The 24,065-nt window shown below is 69.9% G+C and carries 27 protein-coding genes and 1 pseudogene; 10 read left to right on the plus strand and 18 right to left on the minus strand.

Annotated features, from left to right (window positions below; all coding sequences use genetic code 11):
• The first annotated feature begins 15 nt into the window (after positions 1 to 15).
• Positions 16 to 498 (plus strand): B-4DMT family transporter, encoded by a 483-nt coding sequence (locus tag ACIRRA_RS09615; protein ID WP_402765397.1) that lies wholly within the window; start codon positions 16 to 18, stop codon positions 496 to 498.
• Between the two features lie 202 nt (positions 499 to 700).
• Here ACIRRA_RS09615 and aroB read toward each other — a convergent pair whose 3' ends face one another.
• The 4 genes and pseudogenes from aroB to ACIRRA_RS09635 all read right to left on the minus strand — a co-directional run bounded on the left by aroB (position 701) and on the right by ACIRRA_RS09635 (position 4,913).
• Positions 701 to 1,819 carry a 3-dehydroquinate synthase gene (gene aroB, locus ACIRRA_RS09620; protein WP_402765400.1) on the minus strand — a complete coding sequence of 373 codons (1,119 nt, stop codon included), beginning with the start codon at positions 1,817 to 1,819 and terminating at the stop codon, positions 701 to 703.
• A gap of 802 nt (positions 1,820 to 2,621) precedes the next feature.
• Positions 2,622 to 3,113, minus strand: a pseudogene (locus tag ACIRRA_RS09625) (shikimate kinase); the annotation flags it as partial.
• A gap of 71 nt (positions 3,114 to 3,184) precedes the next feature.
• Positions 3,185 to 4,390 carry a chorismate synthase gene (gene aroC, locus ACIRRA_RS09630; protein WP_402765936.1) on the minus strand — a complete coding sequence of 402 codons (1,206 nt, stop codon included), beginning with the start codon at positions 4,388 to 4,390 and terminating at the stop codon, positions 3,185 to 3,187.
• Between the two features lie 61 nt (positions 4,391 to 4,451).
• The gene (locus ACIRRA_RS09635; RefSeq protein WP_402765403.1) at positions 4,452 to 4,913 is read right to left on the minus strand and encodes a prepilin peptidase; all 462 of its coding nucleotides are present in this window, start codon (positions 4,911 to 4,913) and stop codon (positions 4,452 to 4,454) included.
• A gap of 150 nt (positions 4,914 to 5,063) precedes the next feature.
• Here ACIRRA_RS09635 and ACIRRA_RS09640 point away from each other — a divergent pair, with 150 nt between their 5' ends.
• Genes ACIRRA_RS09640 through ACIRRA_RS09655 form a run of 4 tightly spaced genes read left to right on the plus strand, consistent with a single transcriptional unit; the run spans position 5,064 to position 7,593 of the window.
• Positions 5,064 to 6,188 (plus strand): M24 family metallopeptidase, encoded by a 1,125-nt coding sequence (locus tag ACIRRA_RS09640; RefSeq protein ID WP_402765406.1) that lies wholly within the window; start codon positions 5,064 to 5,066, stop codon positions 6,186 to 6,188.
• A 37-nt stretch (positions 6,189 to 6,225) separates the two neighbouring features.
• Complete coding sequence (gene efp / locus ACIRRA_RS09645) at positions 6,226 to 6,789, plus strand: elongation factor P (protein ID WP_354837343.1); 564 nt, start codon at positions 6,226 to 6,228, stop codon at positions 6,787 to 6,789.
• 20 nt (positions 6,790 to 6,809) lie between these two features.
• Complete coding sequence (nusB, locus tag ACIRRA_RS09650) at positions 6,810 to 7,316, plus strand: transcription antitermination factor NusB (protein WP_402765409.1); 507 nt, start codon at positions 6,810 to 6,812, stop codon at positions 7,314 to 7,316.
• Positions 7,317 to 7,335: 19 nt separating this feature from the next.
• Positions 7,336 to 7,593 carry a YciI family protein gene (locus tag ACIRRA_RS09655; RefSeq protein ID WP_402765412.1) on the plus strand — a complete coding sequence of 86 codons (258 nt, stop codon included), beginning with the start codon at positions 7,336 to 7,338 and terminating at the stop codon, positions 7,591 to 7,593.
• Between the two features lie 12 nt (positions 7,594 to 7,605).
• Here the strand turns inward: ACIRRA_RS09655 and ACIRRA_RS09660 are convergent, their stop codons facing one another.
• A complete protein-coding gene (locus tag ACIRRA_RS09660; protein WP_402765415.1) occupies positions 7,606 to 8,583 on the minus strand; it encodes a zinc-binding alcohol dehydrogenase family protein in 978 nt (325 codons plus the stop codon).
• Between the two features lie 84 nt (positions 8,584 to 8,667).
• Between ACIRRA_RS09660 and ACIRRA_RS09665 the strand changes: the two genes are divergently transcribed.
• Positions 8,668 to 9,240 carry a helix-turn-helix domain-containing protein gene (locus tag ACIRRA_RS09665; RefSeq protein WP_402765418.1) on the plus strand — a complete coding sequence of 191 codons (573 nt, stop codon included), beginning with the start codon at positions 8,668 to 8,670 and terminating at the stop codon, positions 9,238 to 9,240.
• 97 nt (positions 9,241 to 9,337) lie between these two features.
• Here the strand turns inward: ACIRRA_RS09665 and ACIRRA_RS09670 are convergent, their stop codons facing one another.
• Positions 9,338 to 9,739, minus strand: coding sequence for a winged helix-turn-helix transcriptional regulator (locus ACIRRA_RS09670; protein ID WP_402765421.1), 402 nt, complete (start codon positions 9,737 to 9,739; stop codon positions 9,338 to 9,340).
• Between the two features lie 110 nt (positions 9,740 to 9,849).
• Here ACIRRA_RS09670 and ACIRRA_RS09675 point away from each other — a divergent pair, with 110 nt between their 5' ends.
• Positions 9,850 to 10,785, plus strand: coding sequence for an NADP-dependent oxidoreductase (locus ACIRRA_RS09675; RefSeq protein WP_402765423.1), 936 nt, complete (start codon positions 9,850 to 9,852; stop codon positions 10,783 to 10,785).
• A gap of 116 nt (positions 10,786 to 10,901) precedes the next feature.
• Here the strand turns inward: ACIRRA_RS09675 and ACIRRA_RS09680 are convergent, their stop codons facing one another.
• The 5 genes from ACIRRA_RS09680 to ACIRRA_RS09700 form a co-directional block, all read right to left on the minus strand.
• Positions 10,902 to 11,507 (minus strand): NUDIX domain-containing protein, encoded by a 606-nt coding sequence (locus ACIRRA_RS09680; protein WP_402765426.1) that lies wholly within the window; start codon positions 11,505 to 11,507, stop codon positions 10,902 to 10,904.
• Between the two features lie 28 nt (positions 11,508 to 11,535).
• A complete protein-coding gene (locus ACIRRA_RS09685) occupies positions 11,536 to 12,789 on the minus strand; it encodes an adenylosuccinate synthetase (RefSeq protein WP_402765428.1) in 1,254 nt (417 codons plus the stop codon).
• 28 nt (positions 12,790 to 12,817) lie between these two features.
• Positions 12,818 to 13,798 (minus strand): hypothetical protein, encoded by a 981-nt coding sequence (locus tag ACIRRA_RS09690; protein WP_402765430.1) that lies wholly within the window; start codon positions 13,796 to 13,798, stop codon positions 12,818 to 12,820.
• 5 nt (positions 13,799 to 13,803) lie between these two features.
• Positions 13,804 to 14,823, minus strand: a complete 1,020-nt coding sequence (locus tag ACIRRA_RS09695) for a hypothetical protein (protein WP_402765433.1) — start codon at positions 14,821 to 14,823, stop codon at positions 13,804 to 13,806.
• A gap of 241 nt (positions 14,824 to 15,064) precedes the next feature.
• Positions 15,065 to 15,373, minus strand: a complete 309-nt coding sequence (locus ACIRRA_RS09700) for a hypothetical protein (RefSeq protein WP_402765435.1) — start codon at positions 15,371 to 15,373, stop codon at positions 15,065 to 15,067.
• 133 nt (positions 15,374 to 15,506) lie between these two features.
• Here ACIRRA_RS09700 and ACIRRA_RS09705 point away from each other — a divergent pair, with 133 nt between their 5' ends.
• Both ACIRRA_RS09705 and ACIRRA_RS09710 read left to right on the plus strand, forming a co-directional pair.
• Positions 15,507 to 16,019: a DUF4334 domain-containing protein gene (locus ACIRRA_RS09705; protein WP_402765939.1), complete on the plus strand. Its 513-nt coding sequence runs from the start codon at positions 15,507 to 15,509 to the stop codon at positions 16,017 to 16,019.
• A gap of 83 nt (positions 16,020 to 16,102) precedes the next feature.
• Positions 16,103 to 17,335: an FAD-dependent oxidoreductase gene (locus ACIRRA_RS09710; protein ID WP_402765438.1), complete on the plus strand. Its 1,233-nt coding sequence runs from the start codon at positions 16,103 to 16,105 to the stop codon at positions 17,333 to 17,335.
• 73 nt (positions 17,336 to 17,408) lie between these two features.
• Here ACIRRA_RS09710 and ACIRRA_RS09715 read toward each other — a convergent pair whose 3' ends face one another.
• From ACIRRA_RS09715 to ACIRRA_RS09725, 3 genes are read right to left on the minus strand one after another with little or no spacing between them, the layout of a single operon-like run.
• The gene (locus tag ACIRRA_RS09715; RefSeq protein ID WP_402765441.1) at positions 17,409 to 18,035 is read right to left on the minus strand and encodes an alpha-ketoglutarate-dependent dioxygenase AlkB; all 627 of its coding nucleotides are present in this window, start codon (positions 18,033 to 18,035) and stop codon (positions 17,409 to 17,411) included.
• Positions 18,036 to 18,081: 46 nt separating this feature from the next.
• The gene (locus tag ACIRRA_RS09720; RefSeq protein WP_402765443.1) at positions 18,082 to 18,453 is read right to left on the minus strand and encodes a hypothetical protein; all 372 of its coding nucleotides are present in this window, start codon (positions 18,451 to 18,453) and stop codon (positions 18,082 to 18,084) included.
• A gap of 49 nt (positions 18,454 to 18,502) precedes the next feature.
• Entirely contained in the window at positions 18,503 to 18,958 is a 456-nt protein-coding gene (locus ACIRRA_RS09725) for a roadblock/LC7 domain-containing protein (protein WP_402765446.1), read from the minus strand.
• A 466-nt stretch (positions 18,959 to 19,424) separates the two neighbouring features.
• Here ACIRRA_RS09725 and ACIRRA_RS09730 point away from each other — a divergent pair, with 466 nt between their 5' ends.
• Positions 19,425 to 19,685, plus strand: coding sequence for a hypothetical protein (locus tag ACIRRA_RS09730; protein WP_402765449.1), 261 nt, complete (start codon positions 19,425 to 19,427; stop codon positions 19,683 to 19,685).
• A 3-nt stretch (positions 19,686 to 19,688) separates the two neighbouring features.
• Here ACIRRA_RS09730 and ACIRRA_RS09735 read toward each other — a convergent pair whose 3' ends face one another.
• The 4 genes from ACIRRA_RS09735 to ACIRRA_RS09750 form a co-directional block, all read right to left on the minus strand.
• Positions 19,689 to 20,579, minus strand: coding sequence for an alpha/beta fold hydrolase (locus tag ACIRRA_RS09735; protein ID WP_402765451.1), 891 nt, complete (start codon positions 20,577 to 20,579; stop codon positions 19,689 to 19,691).
• 99 nt (positions 20,580 to 20,678) lie between these two features.
• Positions 20,679 to 22,046 (minus strand): MFS transporter, encoded by a 1,368-nt coding sequence (locus ACIRRA_RS09740; protein WP_402765453.1) that lies wholly within the window; start codon positions 22,044 to 22,046, stop codon positions 20,679 to 20,681.
• On the minus strand, positions 22,043 to 22,489 hold the full coding sequence (locus tag ACIRRA_RS09745; RefSeq protein ID WP_402765456.1) for a MarR family winged helix-turn-helix transcriptional regulator: 447 nt from the start codon (positions 22,487 to 22,489) through the stop codon (positions 22,043 to 22,045). The genes ACIRRA_RS09740 and ACIRRA_RS09745 overlap by 4 nt, the downstream gene beginning before the upstream one ends.
• An 81-nt stretch (positions 22,490 to 22,570) precedes the next feature.
• On the minus strand, positions 22,571 to 24,019 hold the full coding sequence (locus ACIRRA_RS09750; protein WP_402765459.1) for an APC family permease: 1,449 nt from the start codon (positions 24,017 to 24,019) through the stop codon (positions 22,571 to 22,573).
• Between the last annotated feature and the right edge of the window lie 46 nt (positions 24,020 to 24,065).

Consider the following 24,065-nt stretch of genomic DNA (forward strand, 5'->3'; position numbering starts at 1 on the left):
GTTAAGGTGATCGTCATGAATGCGTGGGTGTTGCGCGCCGTGGGCTTGGGGGCGCTGACCGTTGTGCTGGAGGCCCTGCTCGGTTTCGGCATGAGGTACTGGCCGACCACGGGCGCCTGGATGCGGATCCTGTGCCTGATCGTGCTGATCGGTTCGGTGATCGCGTGGGGCGTACTGGACGGCCGCTCCGATCGGCGCGCCAATGCCGATCCCGAGCGCGGCGCCGATCTGACCATGCGCTGGCTCAAGGCCGCGCTCGCCGGTGGCGTGGGCTCCGGCCTGGCCGCCTGGATCCTCGACTTCATTCCGGGCTTCGACCTGGGTGATCAGGGTCTGGTCTTCGACATCACCTCGGCCGCGTCCTTCATCGTGCTGCTGATCTTCATCCCGGGCGTGCTCGGCGTCGCCCTCGGCCGCTGGCTGGCCGGCCGCGACGGCAAGAAGCAGCCCGGTACCCCCGCCGACACCGCACCCAACCCGGAGCCCGCCAACGCCTGAGGCTCCCGTCCGCGCTCGACCCCGCACCACCGATCGGGTGGCGCGGGGTTTTCGTATCCGGGGGCGCGGACGGCAGCGCCCGCCGCCGGGGTCCGGCGACGGGCGCTGAGCCGGGGTCCGGCGACGGGCGCTGAGCCGGGGTCCGGCGACGGGCGCTGAGCCGGGGTCCGGCGACGGGCGCTGAGATGAAAGCGGTTGTGCCCTACAGCAGAATCGCGCCGCCGGTCGGGCCGTCCTCGCGGGCGATGGCGGAGTAGGCCGCGGCCAGCAGGCTCGGATCCGGGCCCTCCAGCCGGCCCGGCTTGGCCAGGCCGTCGAGCACCACGAAACGCAGCACGCCCGAACGGGTCTTCTTGTCGGTCTGCATGGCATCCATCAGCTGCGGCAGCGCATCGGCGTCGTAGCTGGTGGGCAGGCCGATGCTCTCCAGGATGGTGCGGTGCCGCTCGGCGGTGGCATCGTCGAGACGGCCAGCCAGGCGGCCCAATTCGGCCGCGAAGACCAGGCCCACCGAGACGGCCGCGCCGTGCCGCCAGCGGTACCGCTCCCGGCGCTCGATGGCGTGGCCGAGGGTGTGGCCGTAGTTGAGGATCTCGCGCAGATCCGATTCCTTGAGATCGGCGGCCACCACATCGGCCTTGACCTGGATGGCGCGGCGGATGAGCTCGGGCAGCACGTCGCCGGTCGGATCCAGGGCGGCCTGCGGGTCGCGTTCCACCAGCTCCAGGATCACCGGATCGGCGATGAAACCGGCCTTGATGATCTCGGCCATGCCCGCCACGATCTCGTTGCGCGGCACCGTCTCCAGCGTGGCCAGGTCCACCATGACCGCGGCCGGCTCGTGGAAACTGCCGACCAGGTTCTTACCCGCCTCGGTATTGATGCCGGTCTTGCCGCCCACGGCGGCGTCCACCATGGCCAGCAACGTGGTCGGCACGTGCACGATGTCCACGCCGCGCATCCAGGTGGCGGCCACGAAACCGGCCAGGTCGGTGGCTGCGCCGCCGCCCAGGCTCACGATCACGTCCTTGCGGGTCAGCCCGATGCGGCCGAGCACCTCCCAGCAGAAGCCCGCGACCTGCAGGTCCTTGCCGGCCTCGGCGTCGGGGATTTCCACCCGGTGCGCGTCGATGCCCTTGTCGGCGAGGGCCTTCCGCACCACCTCGGCGGTCTCGGCCAACGGCGGCTGGTAGAAGATCGCCACGGTCCGGACACCGGACCGGCCGGTCACCTGGTCGACCAGGTCGCCCAGCAGACCCCGGCCGATGATCACCGGGTACGGGTCGGCCGTGCGGACCTCGATGCGAGTCGGCTCGCTCATAGGACTCCTCCGTGAATGGTCCCGCCCATCGGCGGGGAATGGCGTGACCCCGTGGTGCGGGGAAGTGGTCGATCGGATCGGCGGCGCGTGCCCGCGGCGCGCGATGATGCGCTCGGGATCACGAACCTCCTTCCACCGCAGGGGAAGTGGCACCGGCAACAGGGCCGTCGGCCCGCGTGTGCTCCTGCTCGCGGGCGCGCGCCCGGGCCCGTCGGGCCCGGGCACGACGCGAGCGTCCGCTGCCGGGCGCGGCGACGGTGCCGGGTGCACGGGCCGCATCCGGTGGTGCGGCGGGTGTGCTCGGGGCGGCCGCGTCCGCTCCGACCGGAGCGGCGGTGCGCAGCGAATCCTGGCCACCGGCAGTGGAACTCGAGGGCGCACCGGCCATACGGGAGGCGCGGCGACGGCGTCCGCCGGGAGACACGTTCCCTGGCGCAGCGGAGGGCGGCGTGCCGGCCTCGCCGACGGTGGTCTCGGCGGTCGTCACGGGTGGAGCGGTCGCGGTGGTGCGGCCACTGCGGCGGCGCGACCGCCGGTTGCGCCGAGAGCGTTTCGCGCCCACGGTGGCCTCGGCTGCGTCGCCGGGCGAGGCCGGGGAGCCCTGGCCGTTGCGCGGTTCGGCGGCCACGGGTGAATCGGCTTCGGCGGCAGTCGTATTCGTGGCGTCACCCGGCTTGTTCTCGCCCCGGCCGCGGCCGCCGCGGCGGCGTTTGCGGCGGGCGCGCGAGCGGGAGCTGACGCCGGGTTCGACGGTGGCCGTCTCGGTGACCGAATCCTCCGGGCGCGCAATCGGTTCCAGGCCGAGCTTGGCCAGGATCATGCGGACGACGCGGCCGGGGCTGCGGCCGTCGGTGCGCACCCGCACGGTCGCCACCTCGCGGTAGAGGGGGCGGCGGATCTTCATCAGCTCGCGGTACTTCTTGGCGGGGTCGTCGCCGTTCAGCAGCGGGCGGTTGGTACTGGCGCCGGTGCGGCGCAGCCCCTCGCCCACACTGATTTCCAGGTAGACGACGGTTCGGCCGTGCAGCAGGGCGCGGGTCGCGGCCGAGAGCACCGAGCCGCCGCCGAGGGAGACCACGCCGTGCCCGGCGAGGACGGCGTCGCGGACGACCTCCTCCTCCATGCGGCGGAACTCCGGCTCGCCGTCCTCGGCGAAGATCTCCGGAATCGTGCGCCCGGCGCGCTCCTCGATCCCGGCGTCGGTGTCGTAGAGGTCCACGCCGAGTTCCCGGGCCAGCTTGCGTCCGATGGTGGACTTGCCCGCGCCCGGCGGGCCGACCAGCACCAGACTGATTGCGGGCCGGTCGGTTTCACCGGCCGCCGCGGTGGGTTCGTGCTCGCCGGACACCGCGCTGTCGTCAGCGGTCACTGCCCGGCGTGGCCCGGGATGTGCGGGCGAGCGTTGATCCGCTTCAGGTAGGCGTGGATGTTGTCGACGGTCTCGGGCAGCGAGTCGCCGCCGAACTTGTCCAGCACGGCCTGTGCCACGACCAGCGCCACCATCGCCTCGGCGACCACACCGGCCGCGGGCACCGCGCACACATCCGAGCGCTGGTGGATGGCGACGGCCTCCTCGCCGGAGGACATGTCGACCGTCGACAGCGCCCGCGGCACGGTCGAGATCGGCTTCATGGCCGCGCGCACGCGCAGCGCCTCGCCATTGGTCATGCCGCCCTCCAGGCCGCCCGCGCGGTTGGTGGAGCGCAGCACGCCGTCGGGGCCCGGCCGCATCTCGTCGTGGGCCTGGCTGCCGCGGCGGCGAGCGGTCTCGAAACCGTCGCCCACCTCGACGCCCTTGATGGCCTGAATGCCCATGAGCGCGGCCGCCAGCCGCGAATCCAGGCGCGCCTCACCGGAGGTGAACGAGCCCAGGCCCACCGGCAGGCCCTCGATCACGACCTCGACCACACCGCCGAGGGTGTCGCCGTCCTTCTTGGCCGCCTCGATCTCGGCGATCATGGCCGCCTCGGCGTCCTTGTCGAACGCGCGCACCGGCGACTCGTCGATGGCGTCCAGATCCGCGGCGGTCGGGACCATGCCGGTGGTGTTCGCGGCGGCGCCGATGGACACCACGTGCGAGATCACCTCGACGCCCAGCGCCTGGCGCAGGAAGTTCTTGGCCACCGTGCCCGCCGCGACCCGCGCCGCGGTCTCGCGGGCGCTGGCCCGCTCCAGGACGTTGCGGGCATCGTCGAAGCCGTACTTGAGCATGCCCGAGTAGTCGGCGTGGCCCGGACGGGGACGGGTGAGGGGGGCATTGCGGGCGAGGTCCGCGAGTTCGGCCTCGTCCACCGGATCGGCGGACATCACCTGGGTCCACTTGGGCCACTCCGAGTTCGCCACCTCGATGGCGACCGGGCCGCCCATGGTGCGGCCGTGGCGCACGCCGCCGACCATGGTGACCACGTCGGCCTCGAACTTCATCCGCGCGCCGCGCCCGTACCCGAGCCGTCGCCGGGCCAGCTGCGCGCCGATCTCGGCGGAGGTCACCTCGACACCGGCCACCATCCCCTCGAGGATGGTGACGAGAGCAGGACCATGGGATTCTCCGGCAGTTATCCAGCGCAACACGAGTGACATCTTTCCATGACAACAGGGGTGCTCGAACACACGGCCCGCGCATAGCCCGATGTCAGCGCCCGGCCACCACCGCCACCACGCTCGCCGCACACATCGCGGGCCCGTGCGCGAGCGTCCCGGCGACGACCGCCCGCCCGTCGGCTCCCGAGATTCGCAGTCGATGCCCGAGCATCCCGCCCAGGCCCGCGGCGGCGGTGAGCATCGGTGCGGCTAGTGCTGCCCAGGACCAGGTCTGGGTCCCGCACAGGGCTGTCGCGGCCCCTAGACCGAATGCGAGTTTGACGTCGCCCGCGCCGAGGGCGCGCGGCCAGCAGAGGTGGACGAGCAGGTAGGGGACGGCCAGCAGCAGGGCGCCGGAGACGGCGAGTGTCGGCTTGCCCGTGGCGAATCCGTAGGCGAGCACGAGGGCGGCACCGGGCAGGGTGAGGACGTTCGGTAGCCGCCGGCTGCGCAGATCGCAGACGCTCAGGGCGACGCACCACAGGGTCAGCAGCAGGGTCGGTAACGGGGACATGGATCGAGGGTCGCGTGGCGGCGGCCGGTGCGGGGGGCGTGATCGCGAAATGTGGAGAACCGCTTGCGATGTGAACAGACTGGGTTCCACTACCGGGCCATTCACGTGTTGCGTGTCGGTGTTGCGGCGTGTCGGCGGTAGCTTTGACGCATGTCTGCTGATCACGATCCGGCCCGGCGCCCCGACTACGCGCTGCGCAGGGCCAGCCTGCGCAATCTGCTGGTGGAGAATCGCGTCGATGCCCTGCTGGTCACGGACCTGATCAACATCCGGTACCTGACCGGTTTCACCGGGTCCAACGCCGCGCTGCTGGTGTACGCCTGGGATTCCAGCGAGGACCGCACCATCATCTGCACCGACGGCCGCTACCTCACCCAGGTCGGCGTGCAGGTGCCGGATCTGCGCGCCGAGATCAACCGGGCCAGTGCCCGCCGCGTCATGGAGATCGCGGGGGAGTGGCAGACCGGCCGGGTCGGTTTCGAGAGCCACGTGGTCACCGTCGAACAGCATCGCGGCCTGTCCGCGCTGGGCACCGGCCTGGACCTGGTCGCGGTCTCGGGGCTGGTCGAGCAGTTGCGCATGGTGAAGGACGACTACGAGGTCGAGCAGCTGCGCGCGGCCTGCGACGCCGCCGACGCGGCCCTGGCCACCCTGCTCGAGCGCGGCGGCCTGCGTCCCGGCCGCAGCGAGCGGCAGGTGGCCCGGGAACTGGAGTGGCTCATGTTCGAGCACGGCGCGGAGGCGGTCGCCTTCGAGACCATCGTGGCCGCGGGCGCGAATTCGGCTGTCCCGCATCATCGCCCGACCGGGTCGGTGCTGGCCACCGGTGATTTCGTGAAGCTCGACTTCGGCGCGGTGGTCGGCGGCTACCACTCGGACATGACCCGCACCTTCGTGCTGGGTGCGCCCACGGAATGGCAGCGCGAGGTCTACGAGCTGGTCCAGCGGGCGCAGCAGGCCGGCCGCGAGGCCCTGACCCCGGGCGTCTCGACCAAGGCGGTGGACGCGGCGTCGCGCGCGGTGATCGAGGCCGCCGGGCACGGTGAGCTGTTCGTGCACGGCCTCGGGCACGGTGTGGGCCTGCAGATTCACGAAGCACCCGGAATTGCCAAAACCGGCACGGGTACACTGCTGGATGGCGTGGCGGTGACCGTCGAGCCAGGTGTGTACTTCCCCGGCCGCGGTGGCGTCCGGATCGAGGACACGCTCGTGGTTCGCCAAGGGGGCCCGGAGCTGCTCACCCGCACCAGCAAAGACCTGACCGTCGTCGACTGACGCGCGGTTTGACCGACTAGTAGGAGATCCGAGGACAGTGGCGGACACCAGCGACTTCAAGAACGGCCTCGTGCTGAAGATCGACAATCAGCTGCAGCAGATCGTCGAGTTCCAGCATGTGAAGCCGGGTAAGGGTCCCGCCTTCGTGCGCACCAAGCTGAAGAACGTGGTCTCGGGCAAGGTCGTCGACAAGACCTTCAACGCCGGCGTCAAGGTGGAGACCGCGACCGTCGACCGTCGCGACATGACGTACCTGTACCACGATGGTCAGGACTACATCTTCATGGACGGCGACACCTACGACCAGATTCACCTGAGCGAGCAGCTGCTGGGCCGCAACGCGGGCTTCCTGCTGGAGAACATGGCCGTGCAGATCGCCATGCACGAGGGTGAGGCGCTGTTCGTCGAGCTCCCGGTCGCCATCGACGTGATCGTCACCCACACCGAGCCGGGCCTGCAGGGCGACCGCTCCTCGGCCGGCACCAAGCCCGCCACCGTGGAGACCGGCGCCGAGGTGCAGGTGCCGCTGTTCATCAACCAGGGTGACAAGCTGCGCATCGACACCCGCGACGGCAGCTACATCAGCCGCGTCAACAACTGACGCGACGGATAATGTCTTCCGTGGCCGATCAATCGGACAAGAAGTCGTTCAAGAAGCTCGGCGCACGGCACAAGGCGCGCCGGCGCGCGGTGGATCTGCTCTTCGAGGCGGAGGCCCGCGATATCGATCCCGCGGATCTGCTGTCCGAGCGTGTCTCGCTGGCGGTGCGTGAGGAGTCGGTGGCGCCGGTGAACCCATACACCCGGGTCCTGGTCGAAGGCGTCGCCGACGATCTGGATCGGGTGGACGGCACCATCGAGTCGTACCTGCAGGATTGGACGCTGGGACGGCTGCCCGCCGTCGACCGCGCCATCCTGCGGGTGGCGGTGTGGGAGTTGTTCCACGCCAACGACGTTCCGCCGGTGGTGGCGGTCGACGAGGCGGTGGAGCTGGCCAAGGAGCTGTCCACCGACGATTCGCCGTCGTTCATCAATGGTGTGCTCGGGCAGGTGGTCCAGGTGGCCCCGCAGGTGCGGGCCGCCGCGGCCGCGACCCGCGCCACCGTCGTCGCCGACGACGAGAAGTAGTTCGAAGGAGAAGCGCAGGGTGCGCAAGTATCTCGTGATGGCCATGCGCACCCCGCGCTTCGACGACTCCGTCATCGTTCCGCACAAGGACTGGCTGACGGCCGTCCGCGAGCGCGGACAGCTGGTGGAGACCGGCAAATTCACCGACGGCAGCGGCGGCGCGTACGTGATCACCGCCGAAAATCTGGCTGCCGCACGGGAACTGATCTATACCGACCCGATTCACACCACGGGCGCTTCGGAACTCACCGTCTACGAGTGGGAAATCACCGGCTGATCGGGACTTTCGTCACGCCCCGGCGGGGCGCAGCACGATCGTGCCCTTGGCCGCCCGGTCGGCCAGCAGCCGATGGGCGTGGGCGGCCTGTTCGAGCGGTAGCACGCGGTCGACGAGCGGGGTCAGCGAACCCGTCGCGGCGCGATTCAGCGCCGCGCCGCGCGCCGCGGCGACCCCCGCCAGCCAGTCGGGTCCGGAGCAACCGATCAGGGTGAGGCCGCGCATGATCAGGTCCATGGCGCCGACCTGCGCGGGCGCCCCGGACAGGAAGCCGTAGCTGAGCATGCGGCCGCGCAGCGGCGTCATGAGATCCAGCAGGGCCAGGGCGGATTCGCCGCCGATCGAGTCGAACACGACGTCCAGCGTTGTGCCGCCGAGCGTCTCGCGCAGCTGTTCCGTCCAGCCGGGCGTGTGGTGGTCGACGACGATGTCCGCGCCGAATTCGCGTGCCTGCGCGGCCTTTTCGGCCCCGCCCGCGGTGGCGATCACCCGCGCGGCGCCGTACTCCTTGGCCAGCTGGGTGAGATGGGCGCCGACACCGGTCCCGGCCGCCTCGATCAGGACGGTCTCGGTGCCGGTGAGCCGCGCGGTCTCCAGCAGCGGGATCGCGACCGACCCGCTCATGGTGACGGCCGCCGCCTCGACGGTGCCCAGGCCGTCCGGAATCGGGGTCGCCGTCTCCACTGGAACGCAGACCTGCTCGGCATAGGTGCCGAAACTGTTGCTACTCACCACCACTCGCCGCCCGATCAGTGCCGGGTCCACGCCCGCGCCGACTTCGGCGATGACGCCCGCGGCCTGGGTGCCGAAGACGATCGGGAACTCCACCGGCATCGGGAACGCGCCCGAACGCAGCATGGTCTCCGGGAACAGCACCGGAATCGCCTCGGTGTGCACCAGGACCTCCCCGGCCTGCGGGCGCGGCGCGGGCACCTCGCCGGCCACCAGGACGTCGGGTGCGCCGGTACCGGTCAATAGGATTGCGTGCATTGAAAACCTCCTAATTTGACTGACGGTCAAGATATGCCTGCGAAGATATTGACCGGCGGTCAAGTTGTCAACGAAAGTGGTGATATGGACCGGCCCAAGGAACGCGCCGACGCAGCGCGCAACCGGCAGGCAATCCTGGCGGCGGCGCGGAAGCTGTTCGCCGAGGAGGGGGCCGAAGCCGCCACGATGGAACGGATCGCGGCAGCGGCCGGGGTGGCCAAGGGCACGCTCTTCCACCGCTTCGGCAGCCGCGCCGGTCTACTGCACGAACTGATGGCCGAGGGTGCGTTCGACCTGATGGAGGCCGTGCGCTCGGGTCCGCCGCCGCTCGGTCCGGGCGCTCCGGCCGGGGAGCGCCTACTGGCCTACTTCGACGCCATGACCCGTCTGGTCGCCGACGACATCGAGATCTCGGTCGCCTATCGGGCCATCCCTCCGCATCCGCGTGCCGAGGAGCTCCACGCCTTCTGGGCCGCCCACATCAGCGCCCTGCTCCGCGAGGTCCGCCCCGACCTCGACGCCGACGTGGTCGGCGGACTGCTGCTCGCGCCCCTGGGGGGTGAACTGGTGCCCTACCTGGTCCGCAACGGCCAGAAGGACCGGCTTCTCGAAGCCGTCCGGCAGCTGGTCCAATCGGTCCTCAGCGGGGCTGCCTGAGTCGCCGTGAAGCCACCCGAGCCACAGCGGACTCACCTGGGTGGCAGCGGATCCACCTCAGTGGTAACGGATCTGCCCGGGTGGCAACGGGTCTGGCTCAGTTCGGTCTGTCGTCGTAGCGTTCGCGGGCGGCGAGGACGTCCTCGATGTGGGTCTCGGCCCAGCTCTTGATCGCCTGCATGACCGGGAGCAGGCTGCGTCCGAGCTCGGTGAGCTCGTAGTCGACCCGGACCGGCACCGAGACGGTGACCGCGCGGCTCACCAGCCCGTCGCGTTCCATGGTGCGCAGGGTCTGGGTGAGCATCTTCTGGCTGACGCCCGCGACGATGCGGGACAGGTCGCCGTAGCGGCGGGGTCCGCCGGCGAGCGCGGTGAGCAGCAGGCTCACCCATTTGTCGCTGATGCGGTCGAGCAGATGCCGGGTCGGGCATTCCTGGACGTAGGCGTCGTAAGCGCGGCGGGCCTCGGTGCGTCGCTCGGCCGCGGTCTTGGTCGCCATGGCTCTCCCTCGCGTACGGTACGCACTCCGAGGTGCGTACTTCCCGACGGAGAGTAACACTCCGTAGGTTCACTGCTGAGTGGGAAACCGTACAGCAGAGGAGATTTCGCATGCGTGCAGTGGTGATTCGTTCATTCGGCGGCCCCGAGGTGCTGGAGCAGGCCGAAGTGCCGGTGCCGTCGCCGGGGCCCGGGCAGGTACGGATTCGGGTGACCGCCGCCGGGGTGAATCCGGTGGACCTGCACACCCGCTCGGGCGGTCTGGCGCAGGCGGGCCTGATGGTGCCGCGCGACGTGATCGGCCTCGGCTGGGACGTCGCCGGCACGATTGACGAGATCGGTTCCGGCGTCCCGGATTTCGCGCGCGGCGACCAGGCGTACGGGCTGTCGGACCGCCTGGACGTGCCGCTGGGCGCGCAGGCGGATTTCGTCGTCCTGGACGCGGCGGCCGTCGCGCTCGCCCCGCGCCGTGCTTCCGCGGTCGAGGCGGCGACGATACCGCTGAATGCCCTGACCGCCGTGCAGTCCCTGGACGCGCTCGCGCTGACCGCCGGGCAGACCGTGCTGATCACCGGCGCCGCCGGCGCGCTCGGCGGCTTCGCAGTGGAACTGGCTGTGTCCCAGGGACTTCGGGTGGTGGCGACCGCCGCGGCGCCGGACGAGGACCTGGTCCGCGAACTCGGCGCGGAGTTCTTCGTCCCGCGCGGTGGACGTTTGGGCGAGGCGGTGCGTGCCCTGATCCCGGGCGGTGCCGACGGTGCGGTGGACGCCGCGTCGCTGGGCGCCGAGGCCCTCGACGCGGTCCGCTCCGGGGGTGCGTTCGCAGCCGTGGTGGGTGGCGCGGAACCGGCGGGTCTCCGCGGAATCCGCGTCTCCAACACCTGGATTCGCGCTGACGGTCCCCGTCTCGCCGAGCTGGCCGCCCTGGTGGACGCGGGCCGCCTGACCCCGCGCGTCGCCGGCACCCTGCCCCTCGACCGGGTCGCTGACGCCCACCATCAACTCGCCGCGGGCGGCCTGCGTGGCCGCCTGGTGTTGATTCCCTGACCGGTAACAATGCGCCGGGTCGGTTGTGCCCGCCGCGAATTTCGGTGGGGCGTGGCCCGGTTCGCGATCCGATCGGTGCTGCCGCAGACCGAGGCGTTCGGGCCTGGTCCGGTCGGCTAGGTGAACGACCAGACGGCAGCGGGGCGGCCGGTGGCCTTCACTCGAACCCGTTCGCCGGTGCGGGAGAGTCCGGGGAGGGCGGCCAGGGTCCGGTTGAGGTTGCCGGGGTCGGGCTTCGCGCCGTGCAGGGCGGTGGTGAGTTCGACGGCTCTGGTGGCGGTGAACTGGTCGCCGGTCAGGGCTCGGGTGAATGTCAGGTCTTTCCAGAGCATCTCGGCCAGCCGGACGCGGGCGGCGGTGACGATCTGGTTGTGGTCGAAGGCCAGCGGCGGGACGGCGTCGAACGGGACCCAGGTCGCGCTGTCGGTCCCGTGCGGGCCGACCACGGCCCACATGGCGATGGACAGTGTCGGCCCGCGTGGATCGCGATGCGGCTCATCGAAGGTGGCGACCTGCCCGACGGCGAGGATGGCGTCGGCCGGTACCCCGAGTTTGGTGTGGACCGCGCGGTGGGCGGCCTCGGCCAGGCGTTCGCCGAGGCCGAGCAGGACACCCGGCAGCGCGAGTTCACCGGCGAAGGGTTCCCACCGCCGGGGCGCGATGCCGAGGGCGGCGGTGGGGTCGTCGGGTCCGTAGCGCAGGGTGATCACGTCGATGGACACTGCGGATTGTTGCTCCACAAATGGACAACTATGCCTGAGCCGGGATCCGGAGCGTGCGATCGGCTCGGTCCGGCCCGCATGCGGTGAGCACCACGGGCGCGCCGAGTTCGGCCTGCAGGTAGCCGGGCACGTCGGCGGGCAGGTCGGCCAGGGCCGGGGTGGCGGCGCCGAGTAGATCGGTGAGCCGCCGCTGGTGGCCGAGGTCCTGCCAGACTCCGCACGCCAGCCGGTCGACGCAGCCGTCGGGGGTGAGATAGCCGGTGGCGGTACGGATGTCGCCGATGGCGTCGAGGTGGTTGACGACCACGCCGTCGATTCCGCCGCAGGCTTCGACGGCATAGCGGAGCAGCAGCGGATCGAGGTGCCCGCGCCGGAACGCACCCTGGAATTCGCCGGTTCCATTGTGCGGCTCCGCAATCGCGAGTGCCGGGTCCTCGGTCGGGAAGGGCCCGGCCCCGTGCCTGGTCATGTACGCGCGGGTCACGCCGAGCACGTAGCCGGGTGCTCCGAGGCGCGCCAGCATGGCGCGCGCATGCCGGGGTTCGACGGTCGACCAGGTGGTGTACGGGTGGGTGCCGCGCCACTCGTCGAGCAGCACCCCCTGCGCGCCTTCGAACACGAGCCGGCCCTGACGCGCGAACGCGGCGAGCTGCTCGCCCGGCAGGATGGCCACGACCCGCGCGAACGCGGTGTACGCCTCGACCAGATCGTCGATCGGGTCGTAGCGGTGCCGTCCGCCCGCGAGCAGCGGCCCGTAGTGTTCTTCGAGCGCGATCAGTTTGCGCCGCAACACTTCCGGTCGCCGGCAGTCGGCGACCCGCGGCGCGTCGTGGCCGAGCGCGTAGCTCGCCGTCTCGCCGATGCCGATGCCGCACGAACCGTGCCGGGCGGTACCCCTCGTATCCTCCCGGCAACGGTTGGCGGCTCCGTGGATCGGCGTGGTGAGCAGGGCCCGCTCGTCCACGTAGAGCAGGGACAGCGGATCGGCGACCCCCAGCGCGGCGAGTTCGCGCGCCTCGGTGGCCAGGGCCAGCGGTTCCACCAGCATGTGCCGCGACAGCAGCGTCGGCACCCGTGACAGGGTGCCGGACCCGAACTGGTGGAAGGTGTGGTGGCGGCCGTCGGCGACCACATTGTGGGCGGCCTGCGCCCCGCCGTTGAACCGCACCACCGCGGCCACACCGAGCCCGGCCTGCGGCGAGCACAGCCAGTCCACGGTGGCGCCCTTGCCGGCATCGCCGAAGCCCAGGTCCACCACGATCAGGTGACTGTCGCCGAACATGTTGTGTCCCTTCGTCTGCCGGATCCGGTCAGAGATCCACGTCGTCGGTGCCGGTGGCGGCCGGCAGCGCTCCGACGCTGCGTCCGCGCCGGGCGCCGCCCAGCGGTGCGAGGGCCTTGCCCACCGCGTCGGCCTCGCTGTTCGAGCCGATGTCGCGCAGATCGGCCAGCCCCGCCCCGAGATCGATGCGGTCCTCGGCGATGCCGATGGTCAGCGCGATCAGCTCGCACACCGCGGCCGGATCGTCGAGCCGCAGGAACCGTTCACCCAGCAGCCCCCGCCAGTGCTCGGCGATCTCCGGATCCCGGTAGTAGCTGGACTGATTGGGCAGGATGTAGTGCACGTGCCAGCGGTCTGCCAGTTCGCGGTAGATCGACTCGACCGAGATGTCGCGGTCGACGTCGTCGCCGATGACGGCGCGAATGTGGCGAGCGGCCAGCCGCTTCTTGTTGAGCTCGTCGCCGACGATGAACAGGTAGCCCTTGCGGCCCCGCTTGTCCCACGCGTCGGTGGCGGTGTGCCGGGCGATGAAATACGCGGCCAGCTCGTAGCTTTCGGACTTCTGCCCGCCACCGCCGCCCTCCAGCAGGATGAGCCGCAGCTGCTCGTCCATCCGGTTGTCGGATTCGAACTGCCCGACCTGCAGCGGCACCCGGTCGCTGTCGGCGTCGCCGATGGCCCCGAACAGGATCTGCGGATCCTCCGCATATCCCTTGCGCTGCAACAGCCCGTGCAGTTTGGCCAGCTTCTCCTGCATGATGCGGGGCACCCTGCCCATGGATCCGGTGACGTCGAACAGCACCGCGATGGGCAGTGAGTTGCCGTGGTCGTCGGAGTCCCGCGACTCCCGGTTGTCGACCCCGAACGGATCCAGGGTGGGGTGCGCCTTCCACTGATCCCACGGCACCGAGCGCATATCCGCGGTGTAGCCGAAGTCGTCGAGCCCCTCGGCCGCGCGGAAGGTCCGCGCCGCGTCGTAGGCACTGTCGTCCCAGCGTCCGTAACCCATTGCTATCACTTACCTTTCGTGAGCTCGAAGGGCCGGAAGCGGCGCTTCCCGTAGAGCCGGTCGAGCAGATCGTCGAATTCCCCGAGCAGGTCCGCGGCGTCGGGCCGCAGCCGTGGATCGGATTGCAGGCACCCCGTGGCGTAGGACCGCAGGGCCGCGGGTGCGCGGTCGCCGAGCATGGTGAGCATCAGGCGATGCGCGAGGTGGACATCGGTGGCGGGGGAGACCGCGTCCCGGATCTCCGGCGGATAGTCCAGCGACTTCAGCGTGGCCGCCGCCGGATTGCCGGGCCGGGTCGCGAATGACCAGCCCGCCAGCACGATTCCGTGCAGGCGTGGATGCACCAGCACATTGGCCGGGCTGATGGCGGTGTGCACCCACCCCGCCAGCTGTGCGCCGGCCAGACAGCGCAGCAGCCGGCGATGCATCCAGGCGTAGTCGCGGGGATCCAGGCCGCCGGGGTAGGCGGCCCGGACCTCCTCGAGCGTCACGAACTCCCCGGTGAGCGCGCCGAGCACGTTCACCGTGCGCTGCTCGCCGGTCGCGGAGTCCAGGTGGTCGACCGTATCGACCAGCTCCGGGAAGTAAGGCCCCGGCCATTCGTACTCGGCGGCCACGATCGCGATGTCGCGCAGGGCATTTCGCTCCCCGGACAGCAACCGGTTGGCGGCCGCCCGGCGCGGGATCTTCACGACCCGGTCCGAGCCGCTGCGGTACACGTCCGCGACCGAGCCCGACGCGTATAGCGCACCCACCGGGTACGTCCCGTGCGCGCCGGTCACCTCGAAGGCGGGCTCGTCCAGTTCCAGCCATTGCCGGTACAGCTCGGCCAGCCGCGCGAACGCGGCCCCCGCGATCCCGGCGTCGACGGCCTCCACCCGATCGGGATGCACGATCCCCGCCAGCCGGTGGTACCGCCGCCGGGCGTCCTGCCGGGCCGCGGGATCTGTTGCGGCAGTACCGAACAGATCCTCGGGCCGCCGGGCCGCCCGAATACCCTCGGCGGTCTCTCGTGCTGTCGTCATGCGTTTTAGGCTAGATGACTAAAACATGGCGCGCCAGGGGTTTAGGGCAACTTTTTGTAGATTAGACAAAAAGCCTGGCGGTTGAGCCGTATCGTCAGCGACCGCGGGTGCGCGACCCATCCGGCGACTACGGCCGGTCCGGTGGGCCGGTGCACGGCCAGGAATCCGAACGGGCGGTCGAACATCACCGTGGTGTGCGGCACGGTGTGCTCGGGCCTCGGGAATCGGGCGCTGCCCGCGTTCATCGACGGCGCGATGACCGCGGCGGCGTCGAACCCGGTCTCGGTGAAGCGCGCGAACACATCTGCGCGGCCCGGTCGACGTAGAGCGGGAGCTCCGACATCGCCGGGTCGTGGCCGTCGCCCGCGGAACTGCCGGTGGCCGTGGCGAGTTCGCGGCGTCCCGGCTCGGCGGCGGCGGCCGCCGGCAGGGCGAGCGGTGACCGGACGCCGCAGCCGGACAGCGCGAAGTCGCCGGTCCCGGTGGCGGCGCACCAGCGGGCGGTGAGGCGGATGGCGGCGGCGACGTGGGCGGGCAGCGTGGTCGGCATGACGTCAGACCGGTGGTGTGGGCAGGGCTCGCCGGATACAGTGAGATGAATAGTGTCGTTTACTCTCATCGAGGGGATCATGATGGTTGCTGCCGAGTCGGCCACGGATGGCGCGTTGCGGTTGCGGGCGCTGATGGCGGGAGACGGCACGGCCGCACGGGCCTGGGAGTTGTTCGACAGCCTGCCGGCGGTGCGGGTCGAGGAGATCACCACCGGGCGGTGGCGCGGGGCCGAGGTGGGGACCGGGCATCCCTGGGGCGGGATGCTGGTGGAAAGCGGCTGGTACGGCAAGCAATTCGACAGCGCCGACAGCGTGCAGCCGCTGCTGTTCTCGGATCCGGCCGGGGACACCTTCCCGGTGGATCCGCGGCGGGTGCCCTTGTTCCTGGCGGGGAAGGTGCCGGTCGACACGCTGAAGCCGGTGCGCCGGTCACTCTGGGTGCTGCGGCCGGTGCTGCGGACCCGCGCTCCGCGCGCACGCCTGCGGAATCTGGAATTCCGCGGAAAGACCAGTGCCGCAATGATCTACGACGATCTGCCGATCATCGACATCTTCCGCAAGATCGACGAGGACACCCTGCTGGGTGTGATGGACAAGCGCGGATTGACCGAACCCTACTTCTTCGTGCTCCACCGCGACCGCTAGCCCGGGGCGGCGAAGCGACTGTGCCCGAGCCGCACCCGGCCTACCATCGAGGGTGACGGTGGTCAACGGCTCGGGAGGTCCCGATGGAACGTACGACCTGTCTGATCGTCGGCGGGGGACCGGCGGGAATGTTCCTGGGGCTGCTGCTGGCCCGCGGTGGTATCGAGGTCACGGTGCTGGAGAAGCACGGCGACTTCCTGCGCGACTTCCGTGGGGACACCGTGCACCCGACCACCCTTGACCTCATCGACGCCCTGGGCCTGCGCGAGGACTTCGCGAAACTGCCGCAGCGGCGGCTGAACACCGTGCAGATCCCGATCGGCGGCCGCATGGTGTCGCTGGCGAGCTTCTCCCACCTTCCGGGCCGGCACAAATACGTGGCCATGGTGCCGCAGTGGGACCTGCTGGATCTGCTGGCCCGCGCCGGCGATGCCGAACCGGCCTTCCGGCTGCGGATGAACACCGAGGCGGTCGATCTGGTGCGTGAGGACGGTGTGGTGGCCGGTGTCCGCTATCACACGAAAGACGGTGTGACCGGCGAGATTCGGGCCGATCTGACGGTGGCCTGTGACGGCCGGTCGTCGGTGTTGCGTGCGGCCGCGGGCCTGAGCGTGCGGGACTGGCCGACGCCGTTCGATGCCTGGTGGCTCCGGATCCCGCGCAACAGTACCGATCCGTCCGGGCTGATCCCGGTGGTCAGCGCTCATCGCGTGGTGGCCATGTTCGATCGCGGCGACTTCTGGCAGATCGCCACCCTCATCGCCAAGGGCAGCGACGCGGAACTGCGTGCGCGGCAACCGGTCACGGAGATCATGCGCAGCCTGGCCGCGGTGGTGCCGTGGTTGGCCGACCGGACCGACGCGCTCCGGAGCTGGGACGAAGTGAAACTGCTGAACGTCAAGCTGGATCGGCTCGACCGGTGGTACACCGACGGACTGCTGTGCATCGGCGACGCTGCCCACGCCATGTCGCCGATCGGCGGGGTCGGCATCAACCTGGCGGTCCAGGACGCGGTCGCGACGGCTCGCATGCTCGGCCCGAAACTGCTGTCGCACACCGTGACACCCGCGGATCTGGCCCGCGTGCAGCGCCGCCGGACGCTGCCGACCGCCGTCATCCAGGGCATGCAGCGCCTCGCCCACACACAGATCGTGCGCCCGGCCGTCGCAGGTCGGCTGAACGTCTCGAATTCGCGCGAAACGCCGTTGGCATTGAAGGTCTTCCGCCGTATCCCGGTGATCCGCAGCCTCCCGGCCTTCCTGGTGGCGCGGGGTGTGATTCCCGAACCGGTCCCGGACTTCGCTCGCCGCGCCTGACTGGAGGATCCAGCCGGAATGCTGTAAACGCCCCTCGAGTGCAGGGAAGTGCGCGCGGCGTCCGGACCCCTCGTTACCGGACGCCGCGCGGGCGGAATTGAATGCTGATCCGCGGCCCCACCGGCCGTCTGGTCTTGGGTATCGCGTGCTCCCAGGTGCGCTGGCAGGAGCCGCCCATGACGATGAGATCCCCGTGCCCGAGGGGATAGCGCACGCTCGCCCCGCCGCCGCGCGGGCGCAGCAGCAGGGCGCGCGCCGCGCCCACCGAGACGATGGCCACCATGGTGTCGTCGGTCGCCCCGCGCCCGAAGGTGTCCCCGTGCCAGGCGACGCTGTCGTTTCCGTCGCGGTAGTAGCAGAGGCCCGCGGTGGTGAACGGTTCGCCCAGTTCAGCGGAGTAGTGCGTGCTCAACGCCTCCCGCGCCTCGGCGAGCACCGGATCCGGTAGCTCCCGCTCCGCCTCGTAGAAGCACAGCAGCCGCGGCACATCCACCATCCGGTCGTACATCGCCCGCCGATCCGCACGCCACGGCACCTCGGTGACGAGTCGTTCGAACAGCACGTCCGCGCCGCTCAACCAGCCCGGCAGTACATCCACCCAGGCGCCGTCGCCGAGTTCGGTGCGCCGTATCCCCTGCAGCGCACCGAGTTCCACCTCTCCGAAGCCGTCCAGAAGCGATCCCTGCCAAGGCGTCGACATGCCGAAGAACCTACCATAGTTCCGAACGTATGTTCGATGAAACCGTTCAGATGTCGAATTCTTCGTCGATCTTGCGGAGCTGGTGACGGGCCAGGGCGAGGTTGCCGCGGATGCGGTCGAGGGCGAGATAGAGGAACAGGCGACTCGACGGATGCGCGCTCAGCGGGCGCAACAGGTGGTACTGGCCGGTCAGGGTGATCAGGATGTCCTCGATACCTTCGTCGAGGCCGAGCTGTTCGATGGTGCGCATCTTGGCACGGACCACCTCGGTATTGCCTGCCGCGCCGAGTTGGAGGTCCAGGGATCGGGATCCGCCGGCGGTGCCGAGGGTCATTCCGCTGCTGTAGTCGACGACCGCAGCGCCGAGCGCCCCGTCGATGGTCATCATGTCCTTCAGTGCCACATCCAGATTCGACATGTGTCTCCCTTTCCATGTGATGTCATCGATCGGTGGAATTCGGGTGCCGTCAGTCGCGATCGGCCGGCGCCAGGGTCGCGGCGATCGCGCGGACCACCGGGCGAGCCTCCAGATGAACGCGGGCCAGCGTGGCGTCGGTATCCGTGAGCAGGGCCAGGCAGGCGATGGGGCCGGCCCGGTAGACCACCACGTGGCCGACGCCGCTGTCGAGGACGACCTCGTGCAGGTCGGCGCCATGGGTGGCGGCCGCGAAGGTCAGCGACACCGACAGCAGTGCCGCGGTCAGCGCCGCAATACCGGTGGCTTCTATGGCATCCGGGAGATCGGCGGCCAGCAGGAGGCCGTCACTCGAGGCCACCGCGGATCCGATCAGATGCGGAACGCGTCGCCGTAGCGCACGTAAGTGGACGTCCAGGTCGTTGTCCGCCGACTCTGTTCGCGGTGAATTGATACGAGCCCCGCTTCCCGGACCGGTAAGGGCGATGGCTTCCGGTGTGATCGTCATGGCTCGTCTCCTGTCTCGGCTGGAACCTCTTCGCTCATACTCGTGTCGATCGATCTCGAGCCGAACGCGGTGTGTCACTGCGCGATTCTGTCGAGAGCTCTGCATCTACCGCTTGACAGCGCTTCGATTCCGGACCCGCCGCAACTTGGACGAACGAACACAATGGCCACGACGTGCGCACGTCAACGCCTCCGATCTCATTGGGGCGCTGACGGTTTCACAAGCTCACCTTCGGCTCCATCCAGAATAGCGATCCATCGGCGAATGCGCAGCAACAATGCGCACTCCTGTGCTGTGCGGCCTTTCGGTGTCGGCGTTACGTCATGACCTGCACGCCTGAGCATTTCAAAACAGACCGACCAGTCGCACCGAGATCGAGCGGACACTACGGCAGACGTACGATCGGGCGAAGCGCCGAACCCCGACAGATGAAGAGGTTCGGTACGGCTCAGGCCCGGACCCGGTCGTGCTCGTTCACGAAGTCGAGGAACCGCGGAATCGCCTGCTCGGGAATCTCCCACAGCATCTCGTGGCCGACGCCCGGGTAGATGTCGACCTCGGTCCCCGGAATGTGCTCACCGATACGCGCGCACCGGAACTCGACGCGGAGCTGATCGTGCTCGCGGTCACCGGGATCGGCCGGGCGGTGCTGGCCGGCGGGACCACCCGGGAGGCGGCGGTCGAACTGCTCGACCACCTGCTCGACCGGGTGTTCACCGATGAATAGCGGTCAGCGGCCCTCGTCGCCGACCTGGGCGCGCACGAAATCGACCACCGCGTCGGTGAATTCGTCATTGGCGTCGCTGGCGGCGGTGTGCGCCGCGGTGCCGATCTCGGTGTAGTCGGCGTGCGGGACCAGGGCCCGGAACGCGGCGACGCCCTCCTCGCTGACAACGTCGGACAGCGCGCCACGGACCAGCAGTACCGGGATGGTCAGCTGCCGCGCCGCGTTCTCGAGCTGCTCGGTGTGCACGTCGATCTCCTCGCCGCGCCCGTCGCGCGGGCCGCCCATCATGGCCGGATCCCAGTGCCAGTACCAGCGGCCGTCGGCGCGCTGGCGCAGATTGCGTTGCAGCCCTTCGGGATTGCGCGGGCGGCGGCGGTGGGGGAGGTAGGCGGCGACGGCGTCGGCGGCCTCCTCGAGGCTGGCGAAGCCCTCCGGGTTGCTGCTCAGGAAGTTGATGACGCGCTCGACGCCCTTGCGTTCGGGGCGCGGCACCACATCGACGAGGACGAGACCGGTGATGCGTGCGCGCTCCGGGTGGGTGGTGGCCATGAGCCCGGTCAGGCCGCCCATGCTGGCGCCGACGATGAAGGCGGGCTTGTCCAGTTCGCGCAGTACCGCCATGAGGTCCTCGACCATGGCCTCGCGCTTGTAGTTGCCGTCCGGGTCCCAGTCGCTGTCGCCGTGCCCGCGCGCGTCGAGCAGGACGGCGTGCATCCCGGCCTTGGCGAGGGCGAGTCCGGAGTCCTTCCACGAGCCGCGGGTCTGCCCGCCGCCGTGTAGGAACACCACCAGCGGGCCGTCCTGGGGTCCCCAGCTGTCTCCGGCGATGGTGATGCCGCCGTGCCCGCGGAAGCTCACCCGGGCGGGTTCGGTGAATTCAGCGTCGTTGCTCACCCATCGAGCATCGCACACCTCGGTTTACGGTGTATGAAGACTGGCCGGTAGCTAGGATCGCGGACCGGTCGGACCGGCCGCTGCGCCGCTGGCCGTCGCTCACAGCGAGCGGTCGATCACGGCGAGGACCAGGCACAATGCCGCCGCCGCCAGCATGAACGCGGCCAGACTGTGCAGTCCCGCGACGCCGGAACCCGGGGCCAGGAATGCGCCGCTGACCGCCGCCGACCCGATCGCGCCGAAATAGGAGAAGGTGCGCATCAGGCCCGCCGAGGAACCGATGCGCTCGGGCTCGGCCTGGTGGTAGAGGGCGTTCTGGTTGGCCAGATTATTGAGCCCCTGCGGGATGCCGTTGATGACGGCCGCGCCGACCAGCAACCACAGGGCGGCGCCGGAGTGCAGGGTCAGCAGCAGCACCGTCGTGACCACCTGGCAGGTGCAGCCGACCAGCAGCTTGCCGCGAATCTCGGGACGCCGGCCGGTGAGCGCGGAAACGCCGATCGCGGTGGCCGACATGGGCAGCAGGATCAGGCCCGCCCCGGCGGCGGAGAGGCCCCGCCCAACCTCCAGCCACTGGGTGAAGCCGTACAGGAAGCAGTAGCCGACCAGGGCGGTCAGCAGAGTGCGGGTGTAGGTGGCCAGCAGCGGGACATTGCCCGCGAGCAGCCGCACATCGAGGAAGGGCCGCTCGGCCCGCCGCTCCCGCCACGCCAGCCCGGCCCCGGCGGCGATCGCCAGTACCGGCAGATACCAGTGCGCGGCTTGCGGTTTCATCAGGAAGACAAGGAAGCTGATCAGCATCGCCGCGAACAGTCCGATTCCGGGCGGATCGATATCCGACCACCGTCCGCCGTGCGGCGCATCGGTTCTCGCTATCCGCCGCCATCCGATGACCAGGCACACCAGTGCCAGCGGCAGATTGACCGCGAACGTCGCCCGCCACCCGCCGAGATGGATCAGGAGACCGCCCAGCGTCGGGCCGATGACGGCAATGGTCTGAGTGGCCACGGCCAGGGCGGTGAGCACCCCGTGGGGACTGTCCTTCCCGGTGCGTTCGGACTCGCCGCGAATCAGGTACATGGCCGCGGGATAGCCCGCACACGTACCGAATCCGAGAATCACCCGGGCCAGCACCAGCAACCAGAGACTCGGCGCGACCATGCCCAGCAGACCTGCGAATCCGGTGAGGGCGGCCCCGCCGAGATACAGCCGCCGCGGGCCGTAGAGGTCGATGAGCCGCCCCACCACCGGCTGCCCGATGGCGGTGGCCAGGTACAGCGCCGACACCAGCCACGCCGTCTCCGACGCCGGCGCGCCGAACGCCACACCGATCGGTACCAGCGAGACCGCGATGATGGACGAATTGATCGGGTTCAGGATCGAGCTGGTGATCATGGGCGCCAGCAGCCGCCGGTCGAACCCGTCGGGCGGTCGCTCCCGGGTCCGCCGGTGCAGCGTCGAAATCATTGCGGCCCGAGTCTTTCCAGCAGCTCCAGCGCTGCCAGCAGCGTCTGCCGCTCGGCCTCGGTGTACTTCTCCTCCAGGGCGGTGGTGAGCCATTCCTGCCCCGCCCGGCGGCGGCCCGCGATCAGCTCCCGCCCGGCCGGGCTCAGCGAAACCAGTTGCCGCCGACCGTCCTTGGGATCGGTCCGCCGCAGTACGAAGCCGCGGTCGCTGAGAATGGCGAGGTGGGTGGCGATGGCCTGCGGCCGCACCCGCTCGGCCGCGGCGATCTCACTGGCAGTGGCATCACCGTTCTTCAACCGGCTCAGCACCGACAGCTGCGAGGGCGTCAGCTCCGCATTGTCCGACGCCTCGAGGAACCGCCGCCGCAGCCGGCTGACCAGAACACGCAGTTCCCTGGCCGTCTGGGCCGAGGACGCGGACAGGATCGCGGGGGCATCGGTCATCCCTCGACTCTAGATAGACAACCTGGATTGCGCAATTGAAATTGAACAACCTGAGTTGTCTATCTCGTCACGGTCCGCCGGTCAGGCGGCTGCGGGTTCGGCGCCGAGGTACTCCTCACGGATCTGCTTCGGCCCGAACGGCCAGGTCTTCTCCACCCGCGACCAGAGCAGGAAGGCCGCGATACCCAGGGCCGTCCAGGCCAGTGACCACTCGATCGGGTGCACGCCCGGATTCGCCTTGTCGGCGTACCCGTAGATGATCGCCCAGCCGATGGCCGCCACGACCGCCGGCAGCGGATACAGCAGCATCCTGTAGGGCCTCGCGAGCCCGGGCTGCCGTCGCCGCAAGACGGCTACGGCCGCGATCTGCGCGAAGGCCTGCACGATCACCATGACCGTGGTCAGCAGGGAGATCAGCACCGCCAGCGGGGGATGGGCGGCCGAGGTGCCCACGTGTCGGGCGAGGACGAACCCGGCCGCGGTGATCGCACCCATCACGATCAGCCCGAGCACCGGGAACTCGTGCTCGGGGTGCAGCCGTCCGAAGGATCGGAAGAACACCCCGTCGCGGGCGGCGTCGAACGGCACGCGCGAGCCGCCGAGCAGTCCGGCGAAGACCGAGGCGAAGGCGGTGACGAGAATCAGCACGGTCACCACATCGGCTGCACCCTTCCCGAAGGTCCGCTCCAGCACCGCCGACGCAACCGATTGTGAAGCAACGTTGTTCGGGTCGAGCATGTCGTGCCAGTCGATGACACCGAGCACGCCGATCTGCATGCCGAGATAGATGACCATGACCGCGAGCACCGCGTAGATGATCGAGCGGGGGAGGACCCGCCCCGGATCCTTCAGCTCCGCACCGATATACGCGGTGGTGTTGTAGCCCAGGTAGTCGTAGATGCCGATGGTGAGCCCGGAGGCGAAGCCCAGCCAGAAGCCGCCGCGTCCGAAATCGACGGCATGGTCGGGCCAGGTGAACGCCATGCTCGGATGAAAGTGGGTGAACGCGGCCAGGATCACCGCGGCCACCGACACGATCATGACCGCCCACATCACCACGGTGATGCGGCCGATGGAATCCACCCGCCGCCACAGCAGCACCACAACCAGTGCGACCACCGCGAGCCCGACGATGTCGCCCTGCCCGGTGGTCATGGAAGGCCACAGATAGGTCAGGTACTGCACCAGTCCCTGCACGCCGGTCGACATGATCAGCGGAATGAAAAGGATTGCGGTCCAGACGAACAGGAACGGCATGAGCCGTCCCGTGCGGTACTGGAACGCCTCGCGCAGATACACATAGGTGCCGCCCGCGCCCGGCATGGCCGCGCCGAGTTCGGCCCAGATCAGGCCGTCAGCCAGCGCCAGCACCGCACCGGCGACGAATCCGATGACGGCGTGCGGCCCGCCGAAGGCCGCGACCATGAGGGGGATGGTGACGAAGGGTCCGATGCCGACCATCTGGCTCATATTGATGGTCGTGGCCTGGAACAGGCCGATTCTTCGGGGGAGGGTGCGGGGGCCGGTCATGGCTGCCTCCGGGTCGCGCGGGGGAGGGCGTATGGGTTTTGTAAAG

This window comes from Nocardia sp. NPDC101769, assembly GCF_044766925.1.
Lineage (GTDB): Bacteria > Actinomycetota > Actinomycetes > Mycobacteriales > Mycobacteriaceae > Nocardia.

Coding starts and splice junctions, on each gene's coding strand:
- ACIRRA_RS09615 (WP_402765397.1), top strand. CDS start 16: ATGAATGCGTGGGTGTTGCGCGCCGTGGGCTTGGGGGCGCTGACCGTT.
- aroB (WP_402765400.1), bottom strand. CDS start 1,819: ATGAGCGAGCCGACTCGCATCGAGGTCCGCACGGCCGACCCGTACCCG.
- ACIRRA_RS09635 (WP_402765403.1), bottom strand. CDS start 4,913: ATGTCCCCGTTACCGACCCTGCTGCTGACCCTGTGGTGCGTCGCCCTG.
- ACIRRA_RS09640 (WP_402765406.1), top strand. CDS start 5,064: ATGTCTGCTGATCACGATCCGGCCCGGCGCCCCGACTACGCGCTGCGC.
- ACIRRA_RS09660 (WP_402765415.1), bottom strand. CDS start 8,583: ATGCACGCAATCCTATTGACCGGTACCGGCGCACCCGACGTCCTGGTG.
- ACIRRA_RS09665 (WP_402765418.1), top strand. CDS start 8,668: ATGGACCGGCCCAAGGAACGCGCCGACGCAGCGCGCAACCGGCAGGCA.
- ACIRRA_RS09670 (WP_402765421.1), bottom strand. CDS start 9,739: ATGGCGACCAAGACCGCGGCCGAGCGACGCACCGAGGCCCGCCGCGCT.
- ACIRRA_RS09675 (WP_402765423.1), top strand. CDS start 9,850: ATGCGTGCAGTGGTGATTCGTTCATTCGGCGGCCCCGAGGTGCTGGAG.
- ACIRRA_RS09685 (WP_402765428.1), bottom strand. CDS start 12,789: ATGTTCGGCGACAGTCACCTGATCGTGGTGGACCTGGGCTTCGGCGAT.
- ACIRRA_RS09690 (WP_402765430.1), bottom strand. CDS start 13,798: ATGGGTTACGGACGCTGGGACGACAGTGCCTACGACGCGGCGCGGACC.
- ACIRRA_RS09695 (WP_402765433.1), bottom strand. CDS start 14,823: ATGACGACAGCACGAGAGACCGCCGAGGGTATTCGGGCGGCCCGGCGG.
- ACIRRA_RS09700 (WP_402765435.1), bottom strand. CDS start 15,373: ATGCCGACCACGCTGCCCGCCCACGTCGCCGCCGCCATCCGCCTCACC.
- ACIRRA_RS09705 (WP_402765939.1), top strand. CDS start 15,507: ATGGCGGGAGACGGCACGGCCGCACGGGCCTGGGAGTTGTTCGACAGC.
- ACIRRA_RS09710 (WP_402765438.1), top strand. CDS start 16,103: ATGGAACGTACGACCTGTCTGATCGTCGGCGGGGGACCGGCGGGAATG.
- ACIRRA_RS09715 (WP_402765441.1), bottom strand. CDS start 18,035: ATGTCGACGCCTTGGCAGGGATCGCTTCTGGACGGCTTCGGAGAGGTG.
- ACIRRA_RS09720 (WP_402765443.1), bottom strand. CDS start 18,453: ATGTCGAATCTGGATGTGGCACTGAAGGACATGATGACCATCGACGGG.
- ACIRRA_RS09725 (WP_402765446.1), bottom strand. CDS start 18,958: ATGACGATCACACCGGAAGCCATCGCCCTTACCGGTCCGGGAAGCGGG.
- ACIRRA_RS09740 (WP_402765453.1), bottom strand. CDS start 22,046: ATGATTTCGACGCTGCACCGGCGGACCCGGGAGCGACCGCCCGACGGG.
- ACIRRA_RS09745 (WP_402765456.1), bottom strand. CDS start 22,489: ATGACCGATGCCCCCGCGATCCTGTCCGCGTCCTCGGCCCAGACGGCC.
- ACIRRA_RS09750 (WP_402765459.1), bottom strand. CDS start 24,019: ATGACCGGCCCCCGCACCCTCCCCCGAAGAATCGGCCTGTTCCAGGCC.